We start from the raw sequence: 12,939 nt of genomic DNA on the forward strand, positions 1-12,939 counted from the left end.
CCAACCAATAAAATACGCACTTTTCCTGCAAATAATCCTTAATACCTAAAAAAGGACTTCCAATCTGAAAAAAGTATAAATTATACTGTATTCTTTATTCAATCCTTTACATCAAAGAAGGGACTGTCCTTTTGAACAGTCCCTTCTTAATAGTTTATATTGTATCTCTTTTTAATGGCAGCTGCAACTACCACATCCCGAGCCTCGACTTGAGAGGGCAGAAACAACAACTAAATTTGCTGCCCACAAAAAGCCCTTCAAATCTATTACTACCTCGTCATTCTGAAAAGACATGAAATCAGGAATCCAAAGAGTTACACCATCTACATTGTATGAAGAATATCCTTCTTTTGCAGGTGGTTGTCCATTCTCAACGAGAACGGCTCGAACAGCGGCTCATCCTCCGCCTATATTTCTCTCAATAAGAAATCCTTCTCCCATTTTTGACAGTCGTTCAAAAGCCTTGTCAGAAACCGATATTTTTAAATCTCTCATTCGCTACACACCTCCATACCCCTTGTCTGTATGTATTATACCCCCTTGCAGTATTTCTGCCAACCCTTAATTTGCAAAAACTTATAAAAAAGGTTGTCAGGCTCCGCAGGAAATACTCTTCCCTCTAAATACTCAAGAGGCGCTTTCATATTATGAAAGGAAATGGACCAAGCATGAAGAAGAGGGTGACTCAGGTGGATTCGCCTATACCATTCTTTATTGACAGTAGACGCTCCATATTTGACATCGCCAACGACAGGGTAATTCAAAGAGGCCAAATGCACTCGTATTTGGTGAGAACGTCCCGTCAATAAATGCACCTTTAGAAGAGAATATTTGTCATCTCCTGCTATCTTCTCAAAATGGGTGTGAGCCACCTGCCCCGAAGGATCAACTTTTACAATATTTTTATCCCTATCTTTAAGCAAGGGCAATGTAATATCTCCTTCCTGAGGCGTTTTTCCATATACTGCAACTAAATATGTTTTTCGTACATCATCATCCCTAAAAGCTCTTTGAAGCTCCCTCACTGCCTGCCCATGAAGAGCCACTACAACAAGACCAGTTGTATTCCGATCAAGACGATGTACGGCACAGGCACGAAAATCTTCTTCGGGAGGCACTTCTGCCCAAACCTGCTCAATAAGACTCTCTTCTCCACTTTCGTCAGGTTGAACAAGAAGGCCAGCTCTTTTGTTAAGAACCATAAGAAATTGATCTTTATAAACAACAGCAAGGGGAATTCTTCTCTCTGTTGTCTTTTTCTTTTCATTTTTTTGCATTGCGAAACTATGATTATGTTCTTCTGGCCTCTCCCAAGGGACATAAACAGATTGTCCCTCCTCCAAACGAACAGAGCACGCAACCTTTTTCCCATCTACTCGAACAAGCCCTTTTCTAATTCCCTTCATCATTGCTCCAAGGGGAAGAGTTGGCCACAATGTTCGAATGACTTTATCCAACCTTCTTCCGTCATGATGCTCGGAAACAGTAAAGGTATAAGACATTTAATTTTGCTCCCATTTCCAGAAACGCCGCTGAGCAGAGTAGTTCCATTCAGATATCTCTTTGCCATCGTCAATCTGATCAACAGCATCACGCCAACAATAGAGCTTAAAGTCAAGTTCATCTGCGGCTGACACAATCATCGCCTCTGGAGTAGCAGGAACGACTGGAGATCCGAATTCTTTGCTTCCATGGTGACTTACGATGATATGACCTAAAGCTGATGCATATTTATCTTCGAGGCCAAACTCTTCTACGAGGCGAGAAAGACGATGATACCCCAAAACAATGTGATCTATAACTGTTCCCTCTACCGTCATTTCTGGAGCAGGAGAGAGTTTATACGAATCGACTTTACCAATATCGTGAAGGAGAGCTCCTGCTACAACAAGATCTCGATTCGCCCCGTACCCTGATTTGCTACTGGCATCAGCCATGGAACAAGCCAACCGCGCAACACCGAGTGTATGCTCTAGCAATCCGGAAACATAGGCGTGGTGGTGAGAAACAGCCGCTGGCCAATCCTTAAACTGTTCCCAGAAAATACCGCTAAAAACAAATTTTAAGAAGTCGTGAACTGGAGATGCACAACTATCAATAAGAGACCCAAATTCAGCTTCCATCTCATCTAAAGGGAACGGTGACCTTTGCACAAAAGAATGAGGCGGATATTGATTTTGATCTACATAATAAATAGCATTGAAGTTGTATTGTAGCTGCCCCCGGAATTCGGAAACTTGCCCCAGCACTCCAATAGTCTGACCTGAGAGATCAGATACTTCTTCCCATTCCAGGGGATCTATTGTTTTCTGAGGATCCGTTCTCCGATCCCACCACTGAGCATTGCCCCATATTTTCCCTTCGATAACTCCGTCGCTATCCATAAGAGAAAGTTCCCAATATGTTTTGTTATTTTTGTCCTTTTTAGAAATCAGTTTGCTAACAACACCGAGACAATAAAATTTATTGTCTTTTTGTAGTTTTTTAATCGAACTAGTACTCAAATATCCTGATTCAGCCACGATAACACTTCCAATCTTCTATGCACCATATTTATTAAGCTTCAAACCGTGAGCCATCATAAGGCCAATAAGTTTATCTCCCTGCATACGTCCCAACGTCCCTGCTGAGCAGGCTTTCTCTCCAAATTCTACAGCATTGCAACGTCGTGCAAAGGGGCTCCACAACAAAAGAGGAACTTCATGCCAAGAGTGACCAGAAAGAAGGGAAGGCGTGCTGTGATCGCCAGTAATAGCTAACACATCTGGTTTCAAATCAAGAATTTTGGGCAAGAGACGGTCCACTTCTTCTATAATTTTTACCTTTTCAGCAAAGTTACCATCTTCTCCACGGCTGTCTGTATATTTTACATGAACATAAAAATACGAGTAATCTTTCCAGTAGTTCCCAACAGCGTCAAATAACTGTTCCAGCGTCTCTCCGGCATTTCCGATTTCCATGCCAACCAAGCGTGCAAGCCCTCTATACATAGGATATGTTGCCAACGCCATAGGTTTTATTTTATAAAGCTCCTTCAATGACGGAATGTGAGGGGCAGAAGAAAATCCTCTCAACAAACAACCATTGGCAGGATTCTCATCCTTCAAAACTTCCCATACTTTTCTAATAAAAGCATTTATAATTTTTTCCGTACGAAGAGCTTTTTCATTACGTGCTTCTGCCCAGCGCATAGGGAGCCCTTCTTTTTGTGGATCAGCGTCATTTACTTCCTCAGAAAGGTTTTCTCCTGAAAAGACAACGACGAAACGGTGCTCTCTACCTGGATAAAATGTTACTTTCACATTTTCTATACTCTTTATTTCCTTCTGAAGCTTTTCAACAACTCGGGCACTCTCCTCTGAAGGAATCCTCCCCGCCCGTCTATCAAGAATAACGCCATCAGCATCGACCGTGCAGAAATTTCCCCGAGCGCAAATGTCCCCAGCCCCAACATGGGCTCCTACTCCAAGAGCTTCGAGAATTCCTCTGCCAATAGACCATGTCAATGGGTCATATCCAAAAAGAGAAAGATGCCCCGGCCCGCTTCCTGGAGTAATGCCTACATCAACCATAGAAAGAAGCCCTAGCTCGGATTCCGCGGCAAGACGATCCATCAAAGGAGTTTTTGCTTTTTCAAGCTCCGTCAAACCATCTTCCCCCGGAAGTCCGCCAAGACCGTCCATAACAAGTAAAACCATCTTTTTTTCGTTCTCAATCGCTAATGATTGCAATAAATCCATACGGGAAATCATGCCTACACCTCCAAAACATTGCATTATATATCCTTCGGCTCTATTTTTCTTTACTGTATTCTATGCTTTGAGAATGAGTTAACGTTTTCACTCTCTTATGCTATCATTCAAAAGAGGTTCTGCTTCAAATTATACGTATAAGGGGGACGTTGTTACATGAGGTTTTCTAACAGAATCACCGCTATGCAGTCTTCTCCTATCAGAAGGCTCATTCCATACGCAGATGAGGCAAAAGCAAAAGGGAAAAAAGTGTACCATTTGAATATCGGACAGCCGGATATCAAGACTCCTCCCTCTTTCCTCCAGGCTATTAAAGATTTTGCACAGGATGTTATCGCCTACTCCACTTCTCAGGGCAGCAATGAACTTCGAGATGCCATGAGAAAATATTACGAAAGCTATGACATCCACTTCGAAAGAGATCACATTCTCGTAACAAACGGCGGAAGCGAAGCCATTATGTTTTCTATTATGGCTACATGCGACCCTGGTGATGAAATTCTTATTCCCGAACCTTTCTACGCTAATTACAACGCCTTTTCAAGATGCGTTAACGTCAATATTGTCCCAATCACTACAAAAGCTGAAGAAGGATTCCACCTTCCTCCGCAGGAAAAAATCGAAGCGGTCATTACTCCCAAGACACGATGCATTCTCATTTCCAACCCCGGTAACCCCACAGGTGCCATCTACACAATAGAAGAAATGAAGATGCTAGCCGACATTGCCAAGAAACACGACCTGTATATCATAGCTGACGAAGTCTATAGAGAGTTCGTCTATGACGGACTTAAATATACAAGTTTTGGCAATCTTCCTGACGTGGAAGATAGAGTTATTATCGTTGATTCCGTGTCAAAACGCTATAGCGCATGTGGAGCTCGCATCGGTTGTATAGCTTCGAAAAACGAAGCTCTTATGAAAGAAATTCTCAAGCTTTGCCAGGGTCGTCTCTGTGTTCCTACCATTGAGCAGGTAGGAGCTACTGCCCTGTATAGCACCCCCGTTTCATATCTTGAAGATGTAAATAAGGAGTATCAGACACGCAGAGACACTCTTTACAATGCACTGAAAGAAATACCCGGTGTCATTTGCGAACAGCCTAAAGGCGCTTTCTACGTTGTAGTCAAAATGCCCGTTGACGATGCCGAAAAGTTTGTCATCTGGATGCTTCTGAATTATGACATCAACGGAGAAACAATGATGGCTGCTCCAGCTGAAGGCTTCTACGGCACTCCAGGCCTGGGCAAAAACGAAGCTCGCCTTGCCTACGTACTCAACAATGAAGATCTTGTAAAAGCCATGAAAATTCTTAAAGGTGCTCTTGAAGCCTATCCAGGACGTGTAGAGCCTGTATCAGCTCAGTAAAAATCGGTAATTAAAAGACTAATAGAAACTTCTTTAAGGCCCTTTCCGGAAGATTCACCGGGAAGGGCCTTTGTGGTAGCATATACTCTGGTTGATTTTTTAGAAGGGAGCGCTTTTGAATGCCACTACGAGTCAAAGAAGCTCTATCGAAAGATGTGGGAAGGTGTATTGCACGAATAGACCCAGAAGATATTAAAAGATATGGACTGTCTGAAGGTCAAATCATAGAAATTGCAGGCAAAAGAAAGACTCCAGCCAGAGTATTGGCTTGCGATTCTGGCGATATGGGACAAAAAACGATACAAATCGATGGAATAACCCGAGAAAACGCTCGCGTAGGTCTCGACGAAAAGATTTCTATACGGAAGACTGACCATCACTTTGCGGGCAGCATTACTCTCCGCCCTCTGACGTCTACCCCTCTTCTCGAAAAAGAACGGGATTCCGTCTATCTTAGTTCTCTTCTTGAAGGTCTGCCTGTTGTAGAAGGAGATCGCATACGAACCAACCTTTACGGTACGAGGACATGTGATTTTCTTGTTGTTGACACTACGCCTAAGAATATTGTTCTTATCAGCAGTGCTACCTATATAAACGTTGAAAAACAAATGACAAAAGAACAAAAAGCTACACGTATCTCTTATGAAGACATCGGCGGTCTTGGGCCTCAAATACAGCGCGTTCGAGAAATGATTGAGCTTCCCCTGCGTTTTCCTCAAGTTTTTGACAGACTCGGCGTTCAACCACCCAAAGGAGTACTTTTATATGGCCCGCCAGGAACAGGTAAAACTGTTATTGCCAGAGCTGTCGCAAACGAAACAGATGTATATTTCACTCATATTTCAGGGCCTGAAATTATAGGAAAATTTTATGGAGAAAGCGAAGAGCGCCTTCGTAATGTCTTTGATGAAGCACAGGCACATGCTCCAGCTATTATTTTTATAGATGAAATAGATGCAATTGCTCCCAAACGAGAAGAAATGGGCGGGGAAAAGCAGGTGGAACGACGTGTCGTTGCGCAACTTCTCGCTCTGATGGACGGACTTGAATCTAGAGGACAAGTTATCGTTATAGGTGCCACCAATATTCCCAACACTTTAGATCCAGCACTTCGTCGTCCCGGACGATTCGACAGGGAAATTTCTGTTCCTATTCCCGACCGCAATGGACGTTTTGAAATTTTACAAATTCATACACGGGGAATGCCGTTGGCAGAAGACGTTGATTTAATGCGTCTCGCCGAAATTACCCACGGTTTCGTAGGTGCAGATATTGAAGCATTGGCCAAAGAAGCAGCCATGTCTTCCCTTAGACGTATTCTTCCCAGTATCGATTATGAAAAAGCCGATATTCCTTACGATGAACTCCTTTCAATGAATGTCTCTATGGGGAATTTTCTTGACGCATTGAAAGAGGTCGAACCATCTGCAATACGCGAAGTATTTGTTGAGGTACCTGACGTAACATGGAATGATATTGGAGGACTTGAATCAATAAAGCAAGAGCTTATAGAAGCTGTTCAATGGCCTCTTGAACACAGTAATGTTTATGAAAAATTTGGAATAACTCCACCACAAGGTATCTTGTTATACGGACCTTCCGGAACAGGAAAGACGTTGCTTGTTCGCGCATTGGCACACGAAAGCGGCGTTAACTTCATTCCTGTAAAAGGTCCTGCCCTTATGTCTAAATATGTTGGAGAAAGTGAAAGAGCCATTCGTGAAGTCTTCAAAAAAGCTAAGCAAGCTTCTCCTTCTATTCTTTATTTCGACGAAATAGAATCCCTCGTTCCTATTCGTGGACGAGATAGTGGATCTGGGGCCAGCTTCACAGAGCGTGTCATAAGTCAGTTTCTCGCAGAAATGAGTGGAATTGAAGAGCTTAAGGGAGTGACAGTCCTGGCAACAACCAACAGAATAGATCTTATTGATCCCGCTCTTCTGAGCAGCGGTCGATTTGATGTTGTTCTTGAACTTCCCATGCCTGATGCAAAAGCTCGACTTGAGATTTTCCAGATACATTTGCAGAAAAAGCCTCTAGCGGAAGACATTCATATCGAAGATCTGGTCTCTGTCACAGAAGGTCGAAGCGGTGGCGATATAGATTTTATATGTCGAAAAGCATCAGCTCTCGCTATTCGAGACTATCTTAAAAATGGGAAAAGCGATATTCCTCGTATTGAGAAAGAACATTTTGAAACAGCCTTATCCTTTTTAAAAAGCAATCTTCAAAAAGGATAAAAATCCATACTATACTAAAAAAGTAAGAGGGATCTTTCGTTAACGAAAGATCCCTCTTACTTTTTAAAAACACAGTTAAGCATATATGATCCGAAAGCCCTAATAAAGCATGCGATAAATAAAGAGATTTCCCATTACCTTCCGCACATAATTCCTCGTTTCATTATAGGGAATATCTTCCATCCATTCATCGAAAGGACGTTCCTCACCCTCTTTAATCCAACGTCCTACTGCACCACTTCCAGCATTATAGGCCGCAACAGCCCACTCCAAGCGACGGAAACGCTTCTGAAGTCTTGCCAAATGAGAGGCACCGAGCAGAATATTTGTATTTGGATTCCATAAATCAGCGTTTTCCATACCAACAAGACGAGCTTCTTCCTTCCCTGTCGCAGGCATAAGTTGCATCAGACCTATGGCGCCAACCCAACTATTTACTTCTGCATCAAAAGCACTCTCCTGGCGCATTACAGACCAAATGAGGTTTGCTTCAACACCAAATCGGGTTGTAGCCTGCTGCACAAACCCCCCAAAGGGACGTGGGTATAAAAAGCGAATCCCCTCTTTGGGCAAGGGCTGAAATTTTAAAAACAAAGACATTAAGGAAGAAGCCGCACTATAGGCCCCTGGTTCATCTTCGAGCCATTTGGAAAGCACTGCGGCTCGATAAAGTGCCGCTGGACTTCCTTCCCGTAGGAGTCTTAATCTCGCATAAAAAATGAATCCCCAATCTTCGAGAATATCCGGTCTTTTTTGCAGCTCCTCGGGTGTGTCTGAAGTAAAAGATGGCCCTCCTGGCGAAGCTAAAAAGCTATAGATCGAAAGAGGATATTCTGAGAGTAGTGTATGAAATACCTCTTCTGCTTTTTCTTTTCTTTCCAATTTTTCATACCCTCTGGCCGTCCAATATAAGAGACGTTCTCTCCAAATTCCGCTACTCTGTGAAAGAAGTTTTTCCCATATGCCGAGAGCCTCGCTTATCTGTCCTTTTTTCCAGGCACGCCAGGCATCATCCCAAAGGATAGATTGAGCGCCTTCCGAAGTAGAATACTTCTCTATAAGTTCTCGCTTAAAGAGTTCCTTTTTCTCTTCCTCCACAAGCGTATAAAGAGAATATAGAGCCCTGGCTCGAACAGTCTCATTTCCCTCTCTGACTATATGTTCCAAAGCAGAAAGAGATTTCTCTTTTTCGTTTCGACCGGCAAGTATTCCAATACGACGCACAGAAGACTCTGCATAGCCTTTACCATGTAACGCCAGCCACTCCCAAAGATCTAGCGCCTCTTCATACTGTTCAAGTCGATAAAGAGAAACAGCCCTGTAATAACGAGATTTAAGTCCTTCCTTTGAATTCAGCGGAACAGCCAAAAAGAGAGGAATAGCCTGAGAGTAGTTTCCATTAAGATAGGCACCATATCCCAACGCGTTGGAAATCGGGGCACTAAATGGTTTTTTACTCTTTTGCAAAACAGCTAAAGCCCGTTTATTCATCGGCTCGAATTGCAACAATTGCAGCGCATACGCCATATTATCTCCAGAAGTTTCAAGCAGTTCGCCTAACGTTTGTGTAGTTTGAGATCGATTGGAAGCTTTTTGAAGCATTATTTCTAGCCAATGCCGGTGAAGAGCCGGGTCCGAAGAGAGTCGAGCAAGAGCATAAGCCACATAATAACTTAACTCTTCAGGGGCCTTGGGTAAAAGAATTTCTGCCGCTTCATATGCCTTTTGTTTCTCGCCGGTTCTTTCATATGCAAGAAGAGTCATCATATCTCTATAAGGAGAGATCAAAGATGGAAGTTGTTCATCATCCATAGATTCCATAAGGGAAAGAGCCTCTCCCCAGCGACCTTGTAGCCAGAGAGCATTTGCAGCCAAAGACTGCTCTTTTGAAGAGAGAGAAGAACCTTCTTTTAGAAGAAGCATGTCTACTGTCTCCCAATCTCTGTTCAAAAAAGCCTCTTCCATAGAGAGCGCATTTGGCAAAGCTGAACTATGAGCTACTCCTTCTCCTATGAAGACAAAAAGAAACACTATCACCAGAACATGAAGTTTTTTTATCATCCATATCACTCCTTCTTCCGCTCTGGGTCGTGGTTTCCCATTATAGATGATGAACGAACTTCTATCGAAGTAATTTTACTTATTTCATACCTTTACTTTTTCCTGGCAATAGCCGCCGAAGCAACAGCAGCTGCTGTTTCAAGGGAATGGAGACACACTATAGATCCGTCGAGCGCTGCTTTACGAATTTTTGCACCATCCGTCAAAGGCTCTATGAATAAGCCAGGAATATTGACAATCAACTGCCACCGACCGTTCCGCACTCCTTCAAAAAGGGAATCATCTTTTTTAATGGGGTTCACTGGCAAGCCCCATCGTTTCAAAAGTGTAGCTGTTCCAGGAGTAGCATCTATATCCCATCCTAACGCTGATAACATGGAAGCTACAGGATAGACTCTGTCTTTAACATCATCACGAACGGAGAAAAGGACTCGACCCTTTTCTGGTATGGAAAGATCAGCACCTTGTAATGCATCGAAAAGAGCATCTGAAACCGTATCGGCTACGCCTAAAGATTCTCCTGTGGATTGCATCTGTGGGCCAAGTCGTGAATCTATTCCCGGAAGTTTTTCGGTGGAAAAGACTGGGGCTTTAACACCAAAAGGCCCTGTATAAAGATATAGGCCTGTCCCCCATGAAGAGTTTACAAGTCGTTCTCCCAAAGCAACTCCCACGGATAAGTCAACCAAAGGAATACCTGTTAATTTGCTGCCAATAGGTACAGTTCTGCTGGCACGCGGATTTGCTTCAATAACGTAAAGAGTTCCTGAGGAAAGCACAAATTGGATATTGAGCAAGCCATGTACGTCAAGGGCTTCTGAAAGTTTTCTGGTTATATCAACTATTTCTTGTCGCTGTCGCTGATTCAAAGAGATATCGGGAAAGATGCTGATTGAATCTCCCGAGTGTATTCCGGCAGGATCAAGGTGTTCAAAGATACCAGGAATCAAAATGTCTTTCCCGTCGCAAACGGCATCAACCTCAAATTCTTTGCCCGGAAGGAATCTATCGATCATGACAGACTGATCGGGTTCCGCTGAAAAGGCCATCTCCAAAATTTTTACACAATCTTCAAATCGTGTTGCTACATGCATGGCAACGCCACCTATAACAAAGCTTGGCCGCACCATAAGAGGGAAACCAAGTTTTTCTATTAAAGCAATTCCTTCTTCCAAGGATGTAACAGCATCGCCTTCAGGATAGTGAATTTTAAGCTGGCGAAGGAGTTTGGCAAAGGCTCCCCTATCTTCGGCCATATTAATTGAATTGAAAGACGTACCAATAATAGGAGCTCCCTGAGAAGCTAAAATTTGTCCTAAACGCAGAGACGTCTGACCACCATAAGAAGCCAGAATTCCTTCCGCTCCCTCTTGGGATAAGATATGATCCACATCTTCTTCGGTAAGGGGTTCAAGATAGAGAGCATCGGAGATATCGTAATCGGTACTTACTGTTTCAGGATTATTGTTGATCATAACGGCTCGAATTCCTCGACGGCGAAGTGCTTCTACAGCTTTCACGCAACAATAGTCAAACTCCACTCCCTGAGCTATACGGATAGCACCTGAACCAAGAACGGCAATTGTTCGTTCTGACGCCTCTTTGTGCTGAACCTCTGCCTGATCGTAATATCCAAAGTAGTATCCAGATTCTGCCGGCTCATCTGTGGCACAACCATCTATTTCCCTATAAATCATATTTATTTTCTGACGGTTTTCTTCTTCTCTTATTTCTTTTATCGCGTGCTTCGTTAAAGTGGCAATAACGCGGTCAGAAAAACCTAGCTTTTTGGCTTCTGCCAAAATGGAAAGACCTTCGTCTCTCAACTTTTTCTCCATTGCTACAATATGACTCATAATTTCTATAAAATAAGGAACAAAAGCGCTTCGCTGTGCAATCTCAGAAACAGAAAAACCTTTTCGCAATAAGTCGAACATGGCAGGGATTCTCTGAGATGTTGGAGTTGTAACGTGGTCCCAGAGATCTTCATTCGCCAATTCTTTCAGATCATCACCAAAAAGCTGGTCTCGACCATCAATAGAACGGAAGGCCTTGAGAAGAGCCTGAGGAAGGGTTTTCCCTACAGCGACTACCTCTCCTGTAGCTTTCATTTTCGTTCCAAGTTCCATATTGGCTGTTGGGAAGGCATCAAATGGCCAACGAGGTAACTTGAGAACTATATAGTCAAGGTCAGGTTCAACCATGGCATTTCCATTGCCCGTCATTGGGTTGGGAATTTCTGGCAAGGTCTTCCCTAATGCTATTTTCGCCGCAATACGAGCAATGGGGTATCCTGTAGCCTTACTTGCCAGAGCACTGGAACGGCTGGCACGAGGATTGACTTCTATTACGGCATATTCTTCACCATCGGGGGAGAGAGCAAACTGAACGTTACAAGCCCCTTCAACTTCAAGGCTTTCCACTATATCAAGAGCAGCTTTTTTTAATCTTAGCCACTGATCGTCCGTCAATGTTAAAACGGGAGAAACAACAACTGAATCACCGGTATGAACTCCCATGGGGTCAATATTTTCCATACCGCAAACACAAATTTTATTACCAGCTTCATCTCTGATAACTTCCGCTTCTATTTCATGCCATCCCTCTAAATATCTTTCGAGGAGTACCCTATGAACAGGGGATGCACGTAATCCTTCTTCAAGGCGCTCACTTAGTTCCTTCATGGTGTAAGCAACACCACCGCCCGTTCCACCCAATGTATAATCTGGACGAATAATCAAAGGGAATGACGTCTCTTCGGCAAAAACTACTCCCTCATCAATAGAAGAAACGTAAACGCTCTCGATGATGGGCTGCTCTGTTTTTATCATGAGCTCTCTAAAAGCCTGTCGCCCTTCTGCCTCACGTATTGACGTAACGGAGGTTCCCAAAACTTTGGTACCATATTTTTGCCAAATTCCACGTTCTTCACATTCTACACATAGATTCAAACCAGTTTGCCCTCCCAGAGTTGCTATAACTCCATCGGGAGAATGAACCTGAAGAATCTGTTCTACTGTTTCCACTGTAAGAGGTTTGATGTACACATAATCTGCAAGTTCAACATCTGTCTGTATTGTTGCAGGGTTACTATTGAGCAATATAACTTCGCATCCCTCTTCTTTTAATGCTCTACATGCCTGGCTTCCAGAATAATCAAACTCTGCTGCTTGTCCAATACGAATGGGGCCCGAACCTAAAATAAGAACCTTCTTATACATAATAAAAGCCTCACTTTCAATGAATATAAAAAAAAGGCCTCAAAGCCTAACGCTTTGAAGCCTTATTTCCAAAAAAGAAAACACCAATTCCTTCTCCCATTATATTTTCTTTATTTGTCGAAAGAAGAACATCAGGTTTCTTGTATACAAACATTTTATCATCCTCGGAATATAAAGTAAAGGTCAATAGAATCTGATCCGAAGAGGTTTTATACCACGTAACGTTATTTTCGTCAATTCCTTAATATAAAAAATCTACAATTTTACCTATTGGAGAGCAGAACTATTCTATGATAG

Annotated in this window: 8 protein-coding genes; 2 read left to right on the plus strand and 6 right to left on the minus strand. The window is 42.9% G+C overall.

What is annotated here, in order from left to right:
• Nucleotides 1-171 precede the first annotated feature (171 nt).
• The 4 genes from RBH88_RS08720 to RBH88_RS08735 form a co-directional block, all read right to left on the minus strand.
• Nucleotides 172-294, minus strand: a complete 123-nt coding sequence (locus RBH88_RS08720) for a hypothetical protein (protein WP_307879550.1) — start codon at nucleotides 292-294, stop codon at nucleotides 172-174.
• Nucleotides 295-530: 236 nt separating this feature from the next.
• On the minus strand, nucleotides 531-1,502 hold the full coding sequence (locus RBH88_RS08725; protein WP_213701368.1) for an RluA family pseudouridine synthase: 972 nt from the start codon (nucleotides 1,500-1,502) through the stop codon (nucleotides 531-533).
• The gene (locus tag RBH88_RS08730) at nucleotides 1,503-2,522 is read right to left on the minus strand and encodes a 3'-5' exoribonuclease YhaM family protein (protein ID WP_307879551.1); all 1,020 of its coding nucleotides are present in this window, start codon (nucleotides 2,520-2,522) and stop codon (nucleotides 1,503-1,505) included.
• 18 nt (nucleotides 2,523-2,540) lie between these two features.
• Nucleotides 2,541-3,752 (minus strand): 2,3-bisphosphoglycerate-independent phosphoglycerate mutase, encoded by a 1,212-nt coding sequence (locus tag RBH88_RS08735; protein ID WP_213690976.1) that lies wholly within the window; start codon nucleotides 3,750-3,752, stop codon nucleotides 2,541-2,543.
• A gap of 156 nt (nucleotides 3,753-3,908) precedes the next feature.
• Here RBH88_RS08735 and RBH88_RS08740 point away from each other — a divergent pair, with 156 nt between their 5' ends.
• Nucleotides 3,909-5,120, plus strand: coding sequence for a pyridoxal phosphate-dependent aminotransferase (locus RBH88_RS08740; RefSeq protein ID WP_213701369.1), 1,212 nt, complete (start codon nucleotides 3,909-3,911; stop codon nucleotides 5,118-5,120).
• Between the two features lie 119 nt (nucleotides 5,121-5,239).
• Nucleotides 5,240-7,360, plus strand: coding sequence for a CDC48 family AAA ATPase (locus RBH88_RS08745; RefSeq protein WP_213690974.1), 2,121 nt, complete (start codon nucleotides 5,240-5,242; stop codon nucleotides 7,358-7,360).
• A 99-nt stretch (nucleotides 7,361-7,459) separates the two neighbouring features.
• On the opposite strand, the gene RBH88_RS08750 is transcribed toward RBH88_RS08745, so the two are convergent.
• Nucleotides 7,460-9,421: a transglycosylase SLT domain-containing protein gene (locus tag RBH88_RS08750; protein ID WP_213701370.1), complete on the minus strand. Its 1,962-nt coding sequence runs from the start codon at nucleotides 9,419-9,421 to the stop codon at nucleotides 7,460-7,462.
• A gap of 92 nt (nucleotides 9,422-9,513) precedes the next feature.
• Nucleotides 9,514-12,642 carry a carbamoyl-phosphate synthase large subunit gene (gene carB / locus RBH88_RS08755; RefSeq protein WP_307879552.1) on the minus strand — a complete coding sequence of 1,043 codons (3,129 nt, stop codon included), beginning with the start codon at nucleotides 12,640-12,642 and terminating at the stop codon, nucleotides 9,514-9,516.
• Nucleotides 12,643-12,939: the final 297 nt, after the last annotated feature.

It is taken from the genome of Aminobacterium sp. MB27-C1, assembly GCF_030908405.1.
In the GTDB taxonomy this organism is placed as follows: domain Bacteria; phylum Synergistota; class Synergistia; order Synergistales; family Aminobacteriaceae; genus Aminobacterium.